16 protein-coding genes and 1 tRNA gene are annotated in these 17,797 nt (G+C 63.6%); 4 read left to right on the forward strand and 13 right to left on the reverse strand.

What is annotated here, in order from left to right; genetic code table 11:
- Positions 1-423: 423 nt before the first annotated feature.
- The gene (locus tag PE058_RS09530) at positions 424-1,413 is read left to right on the forward strand and encodes an endonuclease/exonuclease/phosphatase family protein (RefSeq protein ID WP_271030433.1); all 990 of its coding nucleotides are present in this window, start codon (positions 424-426) and stop codon (positions 1,411-1,413) included.
- A gap of 27 nt (positions 1,414-1,440) precedes the next feature.
- On the opposite strand, the gene PE058_RS09535 is transcribed toward PE058_RS09530, so the two are convergent.
- The 11 genes from PE058_RS09535 to PE058_RS09585 form a co-directional block, all read right to left on the reverse strand.
- Positions 1,441-3,465, reverse strand: a complete 2,025-nt coding sequence (locus PE058_RS09535) for a protein-L-isoaspartate(D-aspartate) O-methyltransferase (RefSeq protein WP_271030434.1) — start codon at positions 3,463-3,465, stop codon at positions 1,441-1,443.
- Positions 3,466-3,481: 16 nt separating this feature from the next.
- Positions 3,482-3,928, reverse strand: coding sequence for a DUF2267 domain-containing protein (locus tag PE058_RS09540; protein WP_020087121.1), 447 nt, complete (start codon positions 3,926-3,928; stop codon positions 3,482-3,484).
- A gap of 59 nt (positions 3,929-3,987) precedes the next feature.
- Positions 3,988-4,503, reverse strand: a complete 516-nt coding sequence (locus tag PE058_RS09545) for an Hsp20/alpha crystallin family protein (protein WP_271030435.1) — start codon at positions 4,501-4,503, stop codon at positions 3,988-3,990.
- A gap of 65 nt (positions 4,504-4,568) precedes the next feature.
- A complete protein-coding gene (locus tag PE058_RS09550) occupies positions 4,569-4,988 on the reverse strand; it encodes a CBS domain-containing protein (RefSeq protein ID WP_020087123.1) in 420 nt (139 codons plus the stop codon).
- A gap of 90 nt (positions 4,989-5,078) precedes the next feature.
- On the reverse strand, positions 5,079-5,516 hold the full coding sequence (locus PE058_RS09555; RefSeq protein WP_020087124.1) for a universal stress protein: 438 nt from the start codon (positions 5,514-5,516) through the stop codon (positions 5,079-5,081).
- 15 nt (positions 5,517-5,531) lie between these two features.
- The gene (locus PE058_RS09560; RefSeq protein WP_020087125.1) at positions 5,532-5,891 is read right to left on the reverse strand and encodes a hypothetical protein; all 360 of its coding nucleotides are present in this window, start codon (positions 5,889-5,891) and stop codon (positions 5,532-5,534) included.
- A gap of 208 nt (positions 5,892-6,099) precedes the next feature.
- Positions 6,100-8,631, reverse strand: a complete 2,532-nt coding sequence (gene mgtA / locus PE058_RS09565; protein ID WP_271030436.1) for a magnesium-translocating P-type ATPase — start codon at positions 8,629-8,631, stop codon at positions 6,100-6,102.
- Positions 8,632-8,634: 3 nt separating this feature from the next.
- On the reverse strand, positions 8,635-8,928 hold the full coding sequence (locus PE058_RS09570) for a hypothetical protein (RefSeq protein ID WP_040498729.1): 294 nt from the start codon (positions 8,926-8,928) through the stop codon (positions 8,635-8,637).
- A gap of 29 nt (positions 8,929-8,957) precedes the next feature.
- On the reverse strand, positions 8,958-9,401 hold the full coding sequence (locus tag PE058_RS09575; RefSeq protein ID WP_020087128.1) for a host attachment protein: 444 nt from the start codon (positions 9,399-9,401) through the stop codon (positions 8,958-8,960).
- A gap of 225 nt (positions 9,402-9,626) precedes the next feature.
- Entirely contained in the window at positions 9,627-10,271 is a 645-nt protein-coding gene (locus PE058_RS09580; protein ID WP_020087129.1) for a response regulator, read from the reverse strand.
- A gap of 4 nt (positions 10,272-10,275) precedes the next feature.
- Positions 10,276-11,646: a sensor histidine kinase gene (locus PE058_RS09585; protein ID WP_271030437.1), complete on the reverse strand. Its 1,371-nt coding sequence runs from the start codon at positions 11,644-11,646 to the stop codon at positions 10,276-10,278.
- Between the two features lie 489 nt (positions 11,647-12,135).
- Here PE058_RS09585 and PE058_RS09590 point away from each other — a divergent pair, with 489 nt between their 5' ends.
- The 3 genes from PE058_RS09590 to PE058_RS09600 all read left to right on the forward strand — a co-directional run bounded on the left by PE058_RS09590 (position 12,136) and on the right by PE058_RS09600 (position 16,619).
- On the forward strand, positions 12,136-12,603 hold the full coding sequence (locus PE058_RS09590) for a cupin domain-containing protein (RefSeq protein WP_020087132.1): 468 nt from the start codon (positions 12,136-12,138) through the stop codon (positions 12,601-12,603).
- 147 nt (positions 12,604-12,750) lie between these two features.
- Positions 12,751-14,562, forward strand: coding sequence for a pyrroloquinoline quinone-dependent dehydrogenase (locus PE058_RS09595; protein WP_271030438.1), 1,812 nt, complete (start codon positions 12,751-12,753; stop codon positions 14,560-14,562).
- 320 nt (positions 14,563-14,882) lie between these two features.
- Positions 14,883-16,619 carry a sulfatase-like hydrolase/transferase gene (locus PE058_RS09600; protein WP_271030439.1) on the forward strand — a complete coding sequence of 579 codons (1,737 nt, stop codon included), beginning with the start codon at positions 14,883-14,885 and terminating at the stop codon, positions 16,617-16,619.
- Here the strand turns inward: PE058_RS09600 and PE058_RS09605 are convergent.
- Together PE058_RS09605 and PE058_RS09610 are read right to left on the reverse strand one after the other, a co-directional pair.
- Positions 16,603-17,505 carry a diacylglycerol/lipid kinase family protein gene (locus tag PE058_RS09605; protein ID WP_271030440.1) on the reverse strand — a complete coding sequence of 301 codons (903 nt, stop codon included), beginning with the start codon at positions 17,503-17,505 and terminating at the stop codon, positions 16,603-16,605. The genes PE058_RS09600 and PE058_RS09605 overlap by 17 nt on opposite strands.
- 104 nt (positions 17,506-17,609) lie before the next feature.
- A tRNA-Asn gene (locus PE058_RS09610) sits at positions 17,610-17,684 on the reverse strand.
- Positions 17,685-17,797: the final 113 nt, after the last annotated feature.

Below are 17,797 nucleotides of genomic sequence, written 5' to 3' on the forward strand. Positions count from 1 at the left end.
GCCCCAATTCAATCGCGCAGACGTCGAACTATTTTGGCTGGCGATACCGGGAGAAATCCGGCCTGGGCTGGCTATCGACTACTCTGACATGAAACAGTCTACCCAGTCCGGCCTCTTTGTCTACCGTCCGGGTATAGATTCTGCTCGCGCGTGACAAAGTTGCTCGCTCGGGGGCTCCCGGCTGCGGGTGAGAGCTCGCGCTTCCCCGTCGGTGGAGGGATCGCTGGCGGTGTTCGATCCTGCGCGCAGTGGGCTATCTCTCGATTTTGATCGCAATCAACGTAGTGGGCGCTACGCGGCTATTGGTGTGTGAGGCCGGGCCGATTGCGCGCGCTTTCCAGGGGCGCCCGGTCGCGCTCCTCGCGGGCTCCTCACCGAACCGAGGCCGCGCTAAGATCGATCCGCCGCAGGAGGGAATGCAGGATGCGCATTGCCACGTTCAACGTCGACAGTCTGGACATGGGGCCGGATGCGCGCATTCCTTTGAGCGACCGCATTCCGATCCTGCGGCCGCAACTTGAGCGCATGCGTGCCGACATTGTCTGCCTGCAGGAGATCAACGGCCAGCATGGATCTCAGCACGGATCCGGCCAGGGTCCGCGGATGCTGCTGGCGCTCGATGCCCTGCTCGAGGGCACGCCGTACCAGACTTACGCCCGCGCGATGACGACTGCGCCTGGCCGCGCAGGGGCGGCCGATGTGCACAATCTGGTGACGCTCTCGCGCTGGCCGATCAAAGAGAGCCGGTCGATCCGCAACGATCTCGTGCCGCCGTTGCATCATCGCGCTCTGACGGCCATACCGCCTGATCCCCAGCCCCATGACGTCGCGTTCGAACGGCCCATTCTTCTCACTGAGATCGAGATAGCGCCCCACGAGGTTCTCTCGGTCATCAACGTGCATTTTCGCGCGCCCCTCGCGGCCCCCGTCGCAGGCCAGAAGGAAAGCGCGTTCGTCTGGAAAACGGTGTCGGGGTGGGCGGAAGGATATGCCCTGGCCGCTTGGAAGCGCACGGCCCAGGCGCTCGAGGCGCGGCTTCTGGTCGATAGCCTGATGGATGCCGATCCGACGCGCCTCATCGCCGTGGCGGGAGACTTCAATGCCGAAGATCACGAAACGCCGCTCAAGATCCTGATCGGCGCGGAGGAGGACACGGGGAACGGACTTCTGGCGCAGCGCGCGCTGGTGGTTCTCGACCGGGGTCTTGCGGGCGACCGGCGATTCAGCACGCTGCATCACGGCCGCGCGCTTATGCTCGACCATATCCTGGCGAGCCACGCGCTGCTGGCGCGGCTCAAGGGCATCGAGATCCACAACGAGGCGCTGGGCGACGAGATCGTAAGCTTCGGAAAGTTGCGGCAGGAGGTCGGCTCGTTTCACGCGCCGCTTGTGGCCGAATTCGACATCGGGTGAGGCGGCGCGCCGTGCCGTCGCGCTCCACTAGACGCCGAACGGATAGGTGTCGGGAAGGCCCTGCAAAACGGCGGTGTCGAACGGCGTGATCGCGCTCGTCCTGTCTATCCAGATGAACTCGTCGAACTGCCGGGGCAGCACGGCCTCGAAATAGTGGCTCGCGAGCTCGCTTTCCGGGCGATAGACGACGCCGATGGCGCGCTCCAGCCGCGGCGCCGTGAGACGATCACGCAACTCCGCGCGGGCGCCGCCGGAAAGGGGCACAAACAGGCCCGGGGCGTTCGTCAGATGGAACAGACGTTCGTAGCTCTGGGGATGGGCGGCCCGCACCTGCATGATCTGCATCGGGGCCTCCCACGAGGACGCCGCGGCGACGGTTCCGTCGTTGGTGCCGAAACCGATGTGGTAGGTCTCGCCCGGCAGATGCTGGCGGCAGAGTTGTCCGATGTTGTGCTCGCCGCGCTGGGCCATCTCGGTCGCCAAGGCGTCTCCGATGTGCGAGTTGTGCGCCCAGACGACGGCCTTCGACTCCGGACCGCGGTGGTCGAGAAGGTTCCGCAGGGTCTCGAACATGTGGCTGTCGCGCAGGTTCCAGGAGGCGCGCGATCCGTAGTACATGGTCCGGTAGTAGCGCTCGGCGTTGGCGACGAGGCGGGCATTCTGCGCGGCATCGAAAAAGCGGTCGCCATCCTTCAGAACATAGCTCTGCTGGTTCTCGAACAGCGTGGTCAGCATATGCGCCACGTCGCGTTCGCAAGCCCTGAAGCCTTCAGACAGCACGGCGTGGCCATAAGCAGCCGGATCGGCCTCCCAGGGGCTGAGGCAGCCGTAACGCTCGCGGGCGACGGTGGCGAGTTTGGGGTCGATCTTATCGAGATAGTGAACGACGGACCGAATGGAGCCGTAAAGACTGTAGAGATCCAGGCCGTAAACGCTTGCGCGGCTTTGCGGGGCAAGCGGCTCGTTGTGGCCGTGCAGCCAGTCCACAAACGCCCGCGTCTCCTCGTTCCGCCACATCCAGGTTGGGAAGCGTGCGAACGCAGTCCAGTCGGCGCGTTCCAGATGACGGTGGCGAACGTAGTTGTCGATCCGGGCGCCATCGGGCCAATCGGCCTCCAGAGCGACGATGTCGAAGCCCTTCTGCTCGATGAGGCGCTGGGTAATTCTGGCCCGCATCCGATAGAACTCGGAGGTACCGTGCGTCGACTCGCCGATCAATACGATCCTTGCGTTTCCGATGCGCCGGAGCAGCGGATCGAGATTGGCCTTATCGGGGTCTGTGAAGCTCTCGGCATGTTTGGCGATGATGCCAGGCGTCGAGATGCTGACGGCGGGGCGGGTTTGGATCACGCGCGGGGCGCGCGTTTCCCACTCGCTGTCCTTGCTTTCCCATCCCTCCTTGCCAATGAGGGGCACGAAGCGGACGTCGGCGATGTCCTCGCGCTGGTACTCGTCGTCGTCCAGGCGTGTGACGCGGACGAGCTCCTGAGCGCGCGGATCGCGTCCGACCGGAATGACCATGCAGGCGCCGATCTTTAGCTGATGCAGCAGGGATTTTGGAATATCCGGTGCGCCTGCCGAAACGAGGATCGCATCGAAGGGAGCGTGGTCCGCCCAGCCCTCGGTCCCATCGGCATGGCGAACGTGGACATTCGTATAACCTGCGCTCTCGAGATTGCTCGCCGCTTTCTCGGCGAGCTGGCCGATGCGCTCGACGGTGAAGACCTCGCCGGCGATCTCCGCCAGAACGGCCGCCGCATAGCCGGAGCCGGCGCCGATCTCCAGAACCTTCTCTCCGCCCTCGAGCCCGAGAGCCTCGACCATGAAGGCGACGATGTAAGGCTGGGAGATGGTCTGCTCCCCTCCGATGGGGAGCGGGCTATCGGCATAGGCTTCCTGCTTCAAGTGCTCGGGAACGAACTGCTCGCGAGGCACCTTGCGCATGGCGGCGAGCACGAGGGCATCGCGCACGCCGCGCGCCTCGATCTGCCCGGAGACGAAGTGCTCGCGGCTTTCGCTGGTCTCCGCTGGTCGCGTGGTACGCTTTGCCATGGCTTTGCTCATGTCATCAGAGGCGCTGCCGGTATGTTCTCGCGGTTTCCGGCCATAGCCTCTTGACGTCTTGGGGGAGCTGATCGATCACCTGCGAAATCTCGCCCGCATCGCAATGGTGCGCGAGGAGGGCGAAGACATCCTGCACGGCACGCTCGACGTCGCGCCGCCGCGGTAGAAGCTTTATGGTAATCTCGTCGAGGAAGACTTCTTTCGAGCGGATGCGCTCAGGCGTGCGCGAGGGCTGCCACGCCTCGTAGTAGATGCCGCGGAGGAGCATCGGAAGCTGAGCGCCGAGCTCGACGGCTTCTTCGGGAGTTAGGCGATCGCGAAGCTGGTGCATCACGGCGCGCAGCACGCCGAGGGCTTCTTCCTCATCATCCAGCCCTGCGTTGTCGCGCAATTCTTTGAGCCAGACTTGAGTCTGCTGCACCGTGTGGGCGATCGAGGCGGGAATGGTCATTTGGCGCCTCCTTGGAGTGTGCGGGGCCGGGGTTCTGCTGGTGCCCGGCCCCAGGACCGTTACGCGGCTTTCTTGCTCTCGATGGGCGGTCTCTCCCCTTTCACCTCGATCTTCCGTGCCTTCTTCTGAACTTCCGTAGGCTTGGGAACGGTGAGGGTGAGGACGCCGTTCTTGAAGCTCGCCTGCACCTTGTCGGGATCGATCTCGAACGGCAGCGCCATGCAGCGCTGGAACGATCCGAAGGAGCGTTCGACGCGACGGAAGGTGCGGCCCTTCTCCTCCTTCTTCTCGTCGATCTCGGATTTCTTCTCGCCTTTGATGATGAGTTGGTCGCCCGAGACCGTCACATCGATGTTTTTCTCTTCGACGCCCGGGAGCTCGGCTGTCACCGAGATCTCCTTCTCGGTCTCGCTGACATTCACGCGCGGAAGGAACTCGGTGCGGGTCCAGGGCATCTCGGCGGACGAAAGGTCGCCGACCCAACCCGAGAAGAGATCGTCGATGTCCCGTTTTAAGGATTGGAGCGGGCTCGAGTCCTGGCTCCAAAGGGATGGAAGTGACGAGCGGAGTCTCATGGTGGCCTCCTGATTTTTGGGGGTGATACAAGTCGACACAAAAATAGAAAGGTGTGTGCGGGCCGTCAGCCGTGATGAGCGGAGACAGCCGCCATCACCTCTCCGGTGAGGGAGCGAGAGCCGGCGTGGGAGACGTCGCCGAGGCTCAACATGCCCACCATCCGCTTGGCTTCGTTGAGAACAGGAAGACGGCGGATCTGCTTCTGCTCCATAACGCGCACAGCGTCGGCGAGATCTTCGCTTTCGTTGCAGTAGACGATGCCTTTCGTCATCACGTCGCGCGCGGTGAGCTTGCTGCAATCCTTCGCTGCCGCGACGCCGCGGCACGTGATGTCACGGTCCGTGACGATGCCGATCAGGCGGTCATTCTCTCCAACAGGAATCGCGCCGACGTCATGCGTTTTCATCAACTCGGCGACTTTCGCGACTGAGGTGTCGGGGGCCACCCATTGTACGCCAGGGTGCATGGCGTTCTTGACTTTCATAACCGTGCCTCCTTCGAATTGGCTCCTTCGAAAATGCGCTACGATTGGTCAAAGTGCATCTCGGCGGCGGCTTCGCCGCGCACCGGGTCTTTACCGGCAGATGAGCACCGGAATCTTGCTGTGAGTGAGCACTTCCTGGGCCTGGCTGCCGAGAAAGAGCCGTTGCAGGCCGCGCCGGCCGTGCGACGACATCACGATCACGTCGCATCCGGTCTTCTCGGCGGCCGAGAGAATGCCATCAGCGGGATACTGATCGGGTTCGTGGATCGTCGTACACGCGATGCCGATCCGCTTGGCCATGTCAGAAACAGACGAGAGGATGTCCGCAGCATTTTCCTTGGCCGCCCGCATGTATTCCTCGATCGGAAATCCGATCTCGGTTTCTCCGGGCGCCACGGATGCGAGCGTCGGTGTGACCGTCACCGCGGTGGCTTTTGCGCCGAGTGCTTTGGCGAGCTCCAACCCGGTTTCAACAGCGATCCGCGCAAGATCCGAGCCGTCGGTGGCGATGAGAACATGCTTGAACATGCCATTACTCCGGCACTAGTGCCTCGCAGCTTCCGGATGCGGATTGGTCCAGCTGACGAGCGCGTGGGTGCCGATGCGCGCAAGCTTGGCGTATTCGTCCTGGTAATCCTGCGACGCCTTCAGCAAGAAGGTTTGGTAGGTCTGTGCGAAGTCGGTCGGGCAGGTGCAGGAGCCCAATTTCGAGAGCAGGCCCATATCCTCGGCGCTACGCCGTTGCAGGAAATTGACGTACTCCTTGCTCCAATCGGCAAACGCGGCGCCGATTTCCGCGTTGAGCGTTGCGGCGCGCTGCATGAATGGTGCCCAGTTCCAAGCGGATTTGAATAGGTCGCTGGTCTGGCGTGCCGTGAGCGGTGTCTCAGAGATGGTGAGCATGGTGAACCTCACACATAACGCAGGACAAAGTGGTGTGCTCGTGGAGCCTACAGGTAGGTAGGCGGATGTGTTTGATGGCGATCAATAGAAGAATGGCGCTGGGTTCATCAAAATCAATGCCCGGAGACGGCGGATTAAGTGGCGACGTCATCCGGGATCGTTCGAGGCACTTGCTCGCTCTCGAAACGTAGCAATTGAAACGCAGCGTTCAGGAAACGCGCGCAGTCTGCGCGTAGATCGCTCGCTTCACGAACTCCACGGATGCCAGATAAACAGCGACGGTTGCGACGAGAAGCGCATAGAAGAGCGGTGGAAGGGGCACGAGACCGAACAGCGTTCCGAGCGGCGTAAAGGGGATCAGCACGCCTGCCAGCGCAACGCCGATCGAGAGAGACGCGAGCAGGATGTGCGGGCGGCTTTTCCAGGGGCGGCGATGGGTGCGGATGACCAGCACAACGAGCGTCTGCGTGGCGAGCGACTCGACGAACCAACCCGACTGGAAAATCTGCTCGTTGCCGCCAAAGAGTGTCAGCAGCGCCCAGAACGTGAAAAAGTCGAATAGCGAGCTCAAGGGGCCGAGGATCAGCATCACGCGCTTGATGAGGCCGAGGTCCCAGCGGATCGGCCGCGAGACGGTTTCCGGATCGACCCGGTCGAACGGCACGCCGACCTCGGACAGGTCGTAGAGCAGGTTATTGAGGAGAACCTGCGTCGGAAGCATCGGCAGGAACGGCAGGAACAAAGCGGCTCCCGCCATCGACACCATGTTACCCAGGTTCGAGCTCGAGCCCATCAGAATATACTTGGTGACGTTCTCGACCGTGCGGCGCCCCTCGCGTACTCCCTCCAGAACCACATCAAGGTTGCGGTCGAGCAGAACCATGTCGGCCGCTTCTTTTGCTACATCGGCGGCAGTATCGACGGAAATGCCGACATCGGCGACGTTGAGCGCGGAGGCATCGTTGATGCCGTCTCCGAGAAACCCCGCGACGTGTCCCGCGTGCTTGAGGGCGGCGAGAATGCGCGCTTTCTGTTGCGGCAGAACCCGGCAGAAGATGGTTGTGGACGGGAGACGGGCGCGGAGAGCTTCGTCGCTCAGGCCGTCTATCTCTGTGCCGGTGAGGAGGCCCGTCACCTCGATGTCGAGCTCCCGGCAGATGTGCTGGGTGATCCGCTCGTTGTCACCCGTCAAGATTTTCACGGTGACGCCGGCTTTTTTCAACTCGCGGATGGCGTTGGCGGCGTCGGGCTTTGGCGGGTCGACGAAGGCGAGGAAACCCGCGAATGTCAGATCCCGCTCGGCGGCGCGTGCGTCGCGCTCGCTTGGTCCGAGATTTCGAACCGCGACCGCCAGCACGCGATAGCCGTCCTCGCCCAGGCGCTCGAACTCTCCGGTCAGGCGGCGGGCCCAGGCTTCGTCCATGGGACCTGTCGCGCCATTCGCCTGCTCGAGCCGCGTGGACAGGGACAGGATGTCCTCGGGCGCGCCTTTGACCACCAGCAGGCGGTCTCCGTTCTTTTCGAGCAGGACGGATACGCGGCGGCGCTCGAAGTCGAACGGGCATTCGTCCACCTTGCTCCATCCCGAGTCGGGCAAGTTTTCGTGGGCGACGACGGCGCGATCGAGCGGGCTCGCAATGCCGCTTGCCAAGGTGCTGTTGAGATAGGCCAGCTCGAACACGCGCGCGCTTGGCGTGCCTTCGGCGTCGACGTGGTGCGCAACTGCGACGTCTGCCTGGGTGAGAGTGCCCGTCTTGTCCGTGCAGAGCACGTCCATCGCGCCCAGATCGTGGATGGATGCGAGCCGTTTCACGATCACGCGACGCTCCGCCAGACGGCGGGCGCCGTTGGCGAGGGTGACGGTGAACACCATCGGGAGAAGCTCGGGCGTGAGGCCGACGGCGAGGGCGAGGGCGAAGATGAGGGATTCGAGCCACGGCCTGTCGAAGAGAGTGTTGGCTGCAAGCACGAATAGAACGAGGAAGATCGTGAGCCGCATCATGAGCAGGCCGAAATCCTGGATGCCTCGCTCGAAGGCATCGCGCGGGCGCCGCGCGGTCAGCGATCGCGCCACGGCGCCAAGCTCGGTTCGCCGTCCCGTCTCGCAGACGAGGGCGGTCGCGCTGCCGCTGATCACGGAGGTGCCCGCGAATACGGCGTTCAGCGCTTCGGCAGGGCTACCGGATGTGGCCGTGGCCGCCGCATCCTTCGCGACGGGGTAAGGCTCGCCCGTCAGCAGGCTTTGGTTGACGTAGAGGCTCGCGGCTTCGAGCAGGCGGCAATCGGCGGGCACGATGTCGCCTGCGGAGAGACGGACGACATCGCCCGGAACCAGACGCTCGACAGGAAGCTCCGCCTCCGTTCCGTCCCGCACCACAGTCGCCTTCAACCCCACGCTCCGGCGCAAGGCGTCGACCGCGTTTTCCGCGCGCCGCTGCTGGACGACATCCAGGACGACGCTCAGGAGGACGATGGCAACGATGATTGCGAAGCTCAGGACGTCGCCGGTCCACGCGGACAAGGCGCTCGCGAACAGAAGGATCAGAATGAGAGGGTTCGAGAAGCGGTCGACGACGGCTCGCCACAGCGGGCGGGCGCGTTCTGCGAGCACGTCGTTCGGGCCGAATTTTTCGTACCGCTCGCTAGCCTCAGCCTGGGTCAACCCCCGGGACCACGGCTGTGGTCCCGGCAGGGTTTCGATCGGGGACTGCCAGAAGCGGGGCGGTGGCGTGCCGGGCATCCATCATTCCTTGCCTTTGCCTGGACGGTAAGCGGGAACGGCTTCGGGATGCTGATCGAGAAAGTGCTTCAGGCAGGCGAGAAGCTCGTGCACGTGCTTGTAGTCGCCACGATCGTGAGCTGCTTTTACGTCCTCGACGATCATGTGGCGGATGACCTCGGCTCCGTGTTTCTGCTGGAGAAGGGTGTTGGCGAGCGCAGCGGCGACGATATCGGGCACGTGCTCGTGCTCGGCGATGGCGCGGATCTCCTCATCGCTGAAGCCGCACAGCGCAACACAGTCCTCGAACGTGATCATGACGTCCACCACCCTGACAGCAGCGCGGGCTATGCGGGTCTTGCCTCCGCAAGGCGTTTCGCGATCTCCGAGATTGGCGCGCTCGCGAGATCGAGGAGAAGCTCTTGCTTGAGGTGGCTGCGGACGGCGTCGGACAGTTCCGGGCGCAGGTCTCCGATCATCTGGGGCGGGGCGATGATGATGAGGTGATCATACGCCTTCTTGGAAAGGCCGACATCCAGGGTGTGCGCCAGTTCCTTGGCAAAGTTCTTTTTCTCGGCGCGATGGGGATCGTGTTTGGGCGCGATTGCATGGCGCCCTGGGCCGACCGAGTCGAACGTTCGCGGCAGGGAGTCGCGAACCATGTCGCTCGATTTCGGTAGCTGGTGTTCCAGTCCCTCGACGAGGGTGAGGCCTTCCTTGGGGCTCGATTGCTCCAGGACGCGCGCACTTCCGGCGTCGGCGACCAGAACCCATGTTTTCGTGTGTTTCATCTGAACCTCCACATGGGAAAGTCCAACTGAAACGCTCAAACGGGATGATCGCCTTGCGCAAGATCAAATTGTTCCAGGCATCGGGGCCGGCGCGCGAGCCTGGGGCATGTTTATGGCCGTGGCCCCAACGGGTTGAGCTGCCTGCCGTCGTCGTGCGCGCGGAACGCGTTGTGCTCGATGTTCGCGATGGCGGGTCGTTTGGGCCGCGTGCGGGCCTTCGGTCGCTCACTCCACGAGCGAGGCGACGAGGCCCTGACGCATGCAGAGATAGACCAGCTCGATGTCGGAGCGCACCGCGAGCTTGGATTTGATCTCGCTGTGATAGTTGGCCACGGTCTTGGGGCTGAGGTTGAACGAGGTCGCGATTTCGTCGGTTGATTTCGCATCCAGGATCATGCGCAGGATTTCGAACTCCCGGGGCGAGAGCTGGTTCACGACGGAGGCGTCGTCGTAGAGCCTGCTCGTTGCGATGGCCTCGTTGATCTCGGCGCATAGTGCCGGGCGCCCGACGAAGACATCGCGGATGGCGCTCACCAGGATTTCAGGCGGGCTGCTTTTGGTGACGTAGCCGCGCGCGCCAGCGCGGAAAGCCTGTTGGGCATAGGTCGCGCTCGCGTGCATCGTGAAAATCAGGACGCGGGCATGCGCATCGAGCTGGCGGATCTGGCGGACGAGATCGATGCCCCCGCGCCCCGGCATCGATATGTCGATCACAACCACATCGGGCTTCGCCTTCTTGAAAGCTTCGTAGCCAGAGGCGGCGTCTCCAGCCTCGGCGACGACCTCGATTCCGGCATGTTTTTCGATCAGCCTGCGATAGCCTTCGCGGACGACAGCGTGATCGTCGACCAGCAGCACGCGGATGCTCATGCGGTCAGGCTCCCTGCTGCGAGGTTGGGAATTCGACCTGAAGGCCGAAGCCGCCGCTCGGAAGGGGACCCGCCGCAAGCTTTCCGCTGAGAGCGGCGACCCGTTCGCGCATGCCGACGAGACCGACGCCGGCGAGCGGAGCGGAGCTACCTGTGACGGCCGATCCCGCTCCGTCGTCGACGACGGAGAGCTTGATGCGCTCTTCTGTGCTCTCGGCATCGCGTGTCAGCGAGACGGCTACGCGGCGCGCGTTGGCGTGCTTGGACGCATTGGTGAGAGCTTCCTGGACGATCCGGTAGACATGCGCGCTCGTCTCGGAGCGGAGCTGCTCGATTTCGCCGGCGGTCTCGATGGAGTACGTCGTGCGTCCGCGGGCGGCTCTGTTGTGCTGCTCGACGAGCGCCTTCAGGCTTTGCACCAATCCCAGATCGTCGATTTCCTGCGGGCGGAGATAGGTGAGCGTCCGGCGTAGCGAGATCATCAAGTCGGACGCCATCCTTTCGAGATCCTTTGCTTCATTCACGAGGGGAGGTGCCTCGGTCTGCGCGCTTTTGCGGATGGAAGCCGCAAGCGCGTTCAGGGCGGCGAGCCTCTGGGCGACATCGTCATGCAGCTCGCGAGCGATGTGGCGGCGCTCCTGCTCCTGCATATCGACCAGGCGCCGGGCGAGATCGGCCCGCTCCGACGTGGCCTTTTGAAGCTCTGCCGAGACCGCATTGAAAACTTCGCTGATACGCTGCAGCTCCGCCAGCCGAAACGCCGGAAGGCGGTATGAGAGATCGCCCCTCGCCAAGCGGTTGAGGCCGGTCAGGATGTCTCGCGCGGGCAGCAGCGCGCGGTCGACGACGAGATACGTCACGAGGCACAGGGCCGCGACCAGCACGGCCGATAGACCAAGGAGTGGCGCGATGGTCGCCCAGGCCCGCCCGGCGGTCGCGGCGGGATCGAAGGTGGCGACGATGCTGCCTCGAGGCGCGCCCCGATAGACGAGGGGCTTCGCGGCTGAAAGGTGGCTATTCACGAGCAGGCGATAGGCCGCGGAAAACCAACTCGGCGCGGTCATCGACGTCGCGTCGAAGCCCGCGCAGCTCGAACGGTTGCGCGACAACTCCTCCGCGCTGAACTCAACGCATTGGCCGGGCTGCAAGGCATAATTCGAAACGAGATCCCAATCCGGGAAGCGGGCCGGGATGTCCGTCGACCTCGCGATGCGGGAGAGCTGCAAGTCGAGCTGGCGGCTTGCGAGCTCGACCAGATCCATGTTTTGCCGCTTGGCATCGCGGGCGGACATGTAGAGCGCGAGGCCTGATCCGGCGAGGAAGCAGGCGAGCGCCACCAGCGTAATTCTTCTCACCAGAAGCCATTTCAGATCCATGAGGAGACCTCGCCGTTCTCATTTGGGGGCAGGCTAGAGGGCGCCGGTAGGGCTGTGAAGGGCTCGGCGCCATCTTCGGGAAAATTTCACAAGCCTCCTCGGGCGATCCGCACTGTTCGTTGGGCCCGGCCATTTCTAGCTTCGGGCCGGCGGCTGGGTGTCGAGGAGGCCGGCGAACATGGAGTGGCTCGGAACAAGCCCCCTTCGGCACTGGTTGAGGTGGCTTTGCGGTGAGGGAGGTCCTCGCCGGAGGGAGGTGGCGATCCTTGTCTCTCTCTCGATCGCGGTCGCGGTGTCCGTTGCCTCGGCGGGCGTCTACCTCGGCAATCTGACCAAGACGGCGCGTGCTCAGGATCGCGCGAGTGCCGACACCGCACTGCCGGATGTCATGGGGAGCCGCTGCCAGGATCAATCTGCAAGATCAGCGTCGCGGTCCCCGGCCGTGGGTCTTGCAGATCATTTCAACGATGGAGGAGGAGAAGTTTTCCGATGAGAAAAAGTTTGATTGCGGCCGCGATGCTGGTGCTATCCGGCGCGGCTTTCGCGGCCGATCCCAATCAGCATGCCCGCGAGCTGACGCCCGCTGACATCAAGTTCGAGGACAATCCTGCGTTTCCCAAGGGCGCGCAGTCCATGCTCATTCATGGCGATCCGTCGAAGGCCGAATTCTTCATCATCCGCCTCAAGTTTCCGCCGAATTACATCGTGCCCGCGCATACGCATCCCGCGCTCGAGTCCGTGACCGTGCTCACGGGATCGATGGGAAGCGGAATGGGCGAGAAAGTGGATACGTCCAAGGGCAAGATGTTGGGTGCGGGATCGCTGCTCATTCTTCCCGCGAACCATGCGCACTATGTCTGGACGGAGAAGGAGGAGACGATCATCCAGGTGGCGGCCACCGGTCCGTTCGACATCATCTACGTCAATCCGGAAGAAGATCCGCGAAAGAAGAAGTAGGACAGCCTCATCTTATCGGGTGGCGCCACGGGCGCCTCCGACTTTGGTCAAGCAGGGCATTGTCCTGCTTGACATTGAGGAGGCTTCGGGGCGCCATCGCATCAATGCCGCTCCGCGCGTCCTGCCAACCTCTCATCGGTCCTCCTCATGCTCAAGCCGCCGAAGCTAAGCCGCATCCTTTCCGCGCTCGCCATGCTGGCGTGTGCGACGTCCGCTTCGGTGTCCGCGGACGTGGACGACCAGCGTTTGACGACGGCGGGTGAAAATCGCGGCGAGTGGCTTCTCTACGGACGCGACTACGGGCAGCAGCGCTTCTCGCCGCTCGATCAGGTCAACGCCGGAACCGTGAAGCGGCTTGTGCCGAAGTGGATCTATCAAACCGGAAGCGCGGCGACGTTCCAGACGTCGCCCCTGATTGCCGACGGCGTCATGTATCTCACCGCGCCGTTCTCGCACGTCGTCGCGGTGGATGCGAAGACAGGGCGCGAGATCTGGCGTTACGAGCACAAGCGGCAGGCCGAAAAGATCTGTTGCGGGCCTGCCAATCGTGGCGCGGCGCTCGGCTATGGGAAGGTCTACGTCGCGACCGTCGATGCCCGGCTGGTTGCGCTCGATCAGAAGACCGGGAAGCCGGTCTGGGATATCGGGCTCGCCGAGCAGGGGACAAGCGCGACCGAGGACAAGGGCGTGCTGGCGGCGGGCGATCCGTTGCATGGCCGGAACATCACGGGCTCGACCGGCGCGGGTGCAGTCATCGCGCCGCTCGTCTACGACGGGAAGGTGATCGTCGGCATCACCGGCGTCGGCTACGGATTACATCTCGACAGCCCGAGACCCGGAGCGCCGCTCGGCGCGGTGGTCGGCGTGTCCGGGCGCTACGGCCGCCCCGGCTTCCTCGCGGCTTACGATGCGGACACGGGAAAACAGATCTGGAAATTCGAGACCACGCAGAAGGGGTGGGAGGGAGAGTTCGTGAGCGCAACTCCCGACGGCATGCCGCTTCCTCGTGACATCCCCGCCGAGAAGGCGAGCATGAGCAAGTTCGGGGACGCTTGGCGCTACGGCGGCGGCTCGATCTGGCATACGCCCACGGTCGATACCGCGACGGGCCTTCTCTATTTCGGTATCGGCAACCCTTCGCCGCAAGCGGCAGACGGCACGCGGCCCGGTGACAACCTTTATACCGTCGCGCTGGTCGCGCTCGAAGCCAAGACCGGCAAGCTCGTCTGGCACTATCAGCAGGTGCCGCACGATTTGTGGGGCTACGACGTCGCCAGTCCGCCGACCCTGCTCGACGTGGACGTGGACGGCAAGGCGGTTCCCGCATTGGGGCAGGCGAGCAAGCTCGGCTGGTATTACGTGCACGACCGGCGCGACGGCAAGCTGCTGTTCAAATCCGAAGCCTTCGTGCCGCAAGACAATCTGTTCGCGCGGCCAACGCCCGAGGGCGTTCGCGTTACGCCGGGTCCGGCGGGCGGGTCCAACTGGTCGCCGGCCTCGCTCGACGCGGGACGGGGGCTCGTCTATGTGGCCGGGATGCATATCCCGATGATCTACCGCACGGATGAACTGCCGACGGACGGCGACAAGCCGCCTGTGCCGTATTTCATCATTGAGCCCTCGCATGAAGAAAATTGGGGCACGCTGACCGCGCTCGATCTTCGGAACAAGGGGCGCATCGCGTGGCAGCACAAGACCGATCAGCCGCTCGTCGGGGGCGTGCTGGCGACGGCCGGAGGGCTGGTGTTCACAGGCGAAGGCGGCGGCGATTTCTCGGCGTTCGATGCGAAGACGGGGGCGAAGCTCTGGAGCTTCAACTGTGGCGCCGGGGTCAACGCGCCGCCCGTCAGCTACGAGCTCGACGGCGAGCAGTATATCGCGGTAGCGGCAGGCGGCAGCCAGATCTGGGGCTTCCGGCAGGGTGGCGCCGTTGTCGTGTTCGGGCTCGCGAAGGAGTAGCGGTCGGCACGCGGGCGAGGCCTCGGTTGGCGGCCGCGAAAAGGCTTGTGGCGCCTTTATTCGTTCATGGCCCCATCCAGAGCCTCATAAATATCAGCCGGCGGACCTTGCCCGCAAGACCGGCTCTCGCCGCCTTTGCTGCATTGCGATACGGGCCTCACGGCGCTGGGGCCGTTTTTTCGTCTGCGCCCCGGGGAGACTGCGGGATTTGTTCCCAATTTCGCCTTTACGCACGTACAGATTGGGTCTGTTCATTTTGTCATAAAGCCGTCATCCTTGGCGGCGGTCGTGCCTCCGGAGACGGGCCCCAAAACAACAACATGTCTACTGATCTGCCCGAACCGAAGAGGCAAGCGGCAACCGATCTTGCGCTTGCAGTCGCCCGAGAGCGGCTCTACAGCCGCGCAGGCCTCGCGTGTGCCCTCTCATGCGGCCTCGTCATCGCGATGTGGATGTACTTCGTCCGGCACGAGTGGCCATGGACGAACATCGCCTTCACGCTCGGTGTGACGGCCTCGCTCATTTCCATCCTGCTCATCGCGTCGCGGCGCATTCTCTTCTCGACCGCGCTCGTGACGGCCCTCGTCGTCATGACGATCGCGGCCTCGGAGGTGAAGCGGCATTACCTCGGCATGGGGCTGCACGCCTACGATCTCGTCTTCTACCTGTTGTCGCCGGATACGCTCTCGTTCCTCTGGACCGATTTCAAACTCGAGCTTGTCGGACTCACGGCTGCGAGCTTCGCCTTCCTTGGCCTCGCTTGGCTGCTCTACAGGTTCGATCCGACGCGGATTTCGCGCGGGCTCGGCGCGAGCGCTGTTATCGTGTGCGTCATAGCTACGGGCTGGGCTGCGGAGCTACGGGGCGGGCGCCATCACACCCTTTTCTATTGGGGCCATCACTACGTCTCGTCGTTCTACCTCTCGTGGGCGGAGACCATCGAGACGCTGTGGCGCGGCCAGCTCATCGAGGCTGCGCCCGCGGGCGGGAACACCGCTCCGTTCGCGCTCGCCCGTACCTGCCGGATCGGGGCGCGTTCTCCGAACATCATCCTCATTCATCAGGAGAGCGTTTTCCCGCCGAGCCTGTTCCCCGGCATCTCCTATGACCGCGGGCTCGATCCCTTCTTCCGGTCGCACGACGGGAAGCTGCACAAGCTGCGCGTGGAGACCTACGGCGGCGCCTCGTGGCTGACGGAATTCTCGGTGCTGGCGGGCGTCTCGACGTTTTCGTTTGGCGGCATGCGGCCGTTCGTTCAGTCTCTGATGCAAGGCAAGGTGCACGATACCGTTCCCGAGACGCTTGCGCGATGCGGCTATCACAACGCGCTCTACTATCCGATGAACAAGGATTTCGTTTCGAGCGGGAAATTCTACGAGAGCATCGGGTTCGACACGATCCTCGATCGCAAGGCGCAGGGCGCCAAGCGTTACAACGAGCGCGATCGTTTCTACTACGACAACGTGCTTGCGGGGCTCGCCGCGCACTTCAAGGAGAAGCGGACGCCGGTGTTCAACTTCGTGATCACGGCAGCCACGCACCTTCCCTATGCGCCAGCGTTCATGCCCGAGATCAAGGTTCCGGGCGGCGGGCCGTCACCAGAGATGCACGAGTATCTGCGCCGGGTCGGGCTGGCGAAGATCGATTACGATTACTTCCGCGCGGAGCTCGCGCGCCGCTTCCCGGACGAAGCATTCGTCATCGTGCAGTACGGCGATCATCAGCCGATCGTGACGCGCCCGTTCCTCGGCTTCGACGCGAACGTGGCGACCGAGGACATGTCGATGGCGACCGACTCTCAGGGTTATCTCACTTACTATACGATCGACGGTGTCAACTACGATCCCGGTCCCGCGCCCGATGTCGAGGTTCTCGACGTGCCCTATCTCGGCGCGCTTCTGCTCAATGCGGCCCGCGTCCCGCTTTCGGAGGTTCACCGCGAGCGCCTCCGGTTGCTCGATGTCTGCAAGGGGCGCTACTTCACCTGTACCAGGCGCGACGAGATCCTGTCGTTCCACCGCAGGCTAATCGATTCCGGTCTCATGATGGCGCGTTGAGCGCGAGCGGAGAGGCGGCGGGTACGATGATGGTCAGCCGATCGTCGCTGAGCGTCAGCTCGCGGGGGGACGGCGCGAAGCGCTCTCCGTCGAGCTGAACTGCGATTGCGGGAGAGCCGGGAAGCCGCACGTGCGTGCAGGGGATGATGCTCACGTCGCGCCGGGCGGCGTGATGGCCGCGCGCGATCGCGATCAGGACGGCGGCGAATGCCTGCCGGCTTTCCGCCGTCGTGACGATGGCCTGGAAGCCGTCGTCGGAGAGCTGCTGGTCTTTGGCGATGACGAACGATCCGCCGTAGTGGGCGACGCGGGTCACGACGAGCCATGTCGCGCGAACCGTGCGATTGTCGATCGCAACCTCGAACGGCTTCGGTTTTTGAACGATCTGGCGAATGATCGGCCAGGAGTAGGCCATCTTTCCAACCTGGCGCTTCCAAGGGAGGTTGAGATGCTCGACGACGTGCGCATCGAAGCCCGCGCCTGCCATCATGAGAAAGGGTGTGCCATCGGCCCTGCCATAGCGCACAGGGACGCCCGGTCCAGCGAGGAGGGTTGCCGCGAGAGCCGCCGGGTCCCGCCCAAGAGCGATCTCTTCGGCGAGCACATTGCCGGTCCCGACCGGAATGATGCCAAGGGGCATTGCGCTGCCGATCAGGCCACAGGCGACGCCGCGTATGGTGCTGTCGCCACCCGCCGCGATCACGGCGTCGAAGGCGCCGCTTTCGGCGGCCGATCGGGCGAGATCGCGGTCCTGCTCGAGTGTCTGTGCGTCCTCGATGCGCACGGCCGCCCCAGCGTTCTCGAGATGCCGGCGCACCTCTCCCAGGAGCTGGCGCTGCCTTAAGCCCGCGTGGGCATTGTGAATGATCAGCAGCCGGCTGCGCATGGAGATATGAACGATCGCTGGAGAGGGACGCCCCTACAATCTCTTGCACCGAGACACCTCCGGCGGAGGCATCCCCAGTAATTCATTGATTTAGAGTAAAATATTGGCTCCGTGGGTAGGATTCGAACCTACGACCGTCCGATTAACAGTCGGATGCTCTACCACTGAGCTACCACGGAATGGCCTTATCGCCTTGGCGAGCCGCGCTCATAGCAGATGGTTGCTGCCAGGGCCAGAGGCTAAGCGAAAATTCTCACCAAATAGCGACGTCTTATTTGGTGCGTGCTTCGCA

Source organism: Hyphomicrobium sp. DMF-1 (genome assembly GCF_027886585.1).
GTDB classification, from domain to species: domain Bacteria; phylum Pseudomonadota; class Alphaproteobacteria; order Rhizobiales; family Hyphomicrobiaceae; genus Hyphomicrobium_C; species Hyphomicrobium_C zavarzinii.

Bases quoted from the DNA above. Each gene is read 5' to 3' on its own strand.
- PE058_RS09530 (WP_271030433.1), top strand. From the start codon at position 424: ATGCGCATTGCCACGTTCAACGTCGACAGTCTGGACATGGGGCCGGAT.
- PE058_RS09535 (WP_271030434.1), bottom strand. From the start codon at position 3,465: ATGGCAAAGCGTACCACGCGACCAGCGGAGACCAGCGAAAGCCGCGAG.
- PE058_RS09540 (WP_020087121.1), bottom strand. From the start codon at position 3,928: ATGACCATTCCCGCCTCGATCGCCCACACGGTGCAGCAGACTCAAGTC.
- PE058_RS09545 (WP_271030435.1), bottom strand. From the start codon at position 4,503: ATGAGACTCCGCTCGTCACTTCCATCCCTTTGGAGCCAGGACTCGAGC.
- PE058_RS09550 (WP_020087123.1), bottom strand. From the start codon at position 4,988: ATGAAAGTCAAGAACGCCATGCACCCTGGCGTACAATGGGTGGCCCCC.
- PE058_RS09555 (WP_020087124.1), bottom strand. From the start codon at position 5,516: ATGTTCAAGCATGTTCTCATCGCCACCGACGGCTCGGATCTTGCGCGG.
- PE058_RS09560 (WP_020087125.1), bottom strand. From the start codon at position 5,891: ATGCTCACCATCTCTGAGACACCGCTCACGGCACGCCAGACCAGCGAC.
- mgtA (WP_271030436.1), bottom strand. From the start codon at position 8,631: ATGCCCGGCACGCCACCGCCCCGCTTCTGGCAGTCCCCGATCGAAACC.
- PE058_RS09570 (WP_040498729.1), bottom strand. From the start codon at position 8,928: ATGATCACGTTCGAGGACTGTGTTGCGCTGTGCGGCTTCAGCGATGAG.
- PE058_RS09575 (WP_020087128.1), bottom strand. From the start codon at position 9,401: ATGAAACACACGAAAACATGGGTTCTGGTCGCCGACGCCGGAAGTGCG.
- PE058_RS09580 (WP_020087129.1), bottom strand. From the start codon at position 10,271: ATGAGCATCCGCGTGCTGCTGGTCGACGATCACGCTGTCGTCCGCGAA.
- PE058_RS09585 (WP_271030437.1), bottom strand. From the start codon at position 11,646: ATGGATCTGAAATGGCTTCTGGTGAGAAGAATTACGCTGGTGGCGCTC.
- PE058_RS09590 (WP_020087132.1), top strand. From the start codon at position 12,136: ATGAGAAAAAGTTTGATTGCGGCCGCGATGCTGGTGCTATCCGGCGCG.
- PE058_RS09595 (WP_271030438.1), top strand. From the start codon at position 12,751: ATGCTCAAGCCGCCGAAGCTAAGCCGCATCCTTTCCGCGCTCGCCATG.
- PE058_RS09600 (WP_271030439.1), top strand. From the start codon at position 14,883: ATGTCTACTGATCTGCCCGAACCGAAGAGGCAAGCGGCAACCGATCTT.
- PE058_RS09605 (WP_271030440.1), bottom strand. From the start codon at position 17,505: ATGCGCAGCCGGCTGCTGATCATTCACAATGCCCACGCGGGCTTAAGG.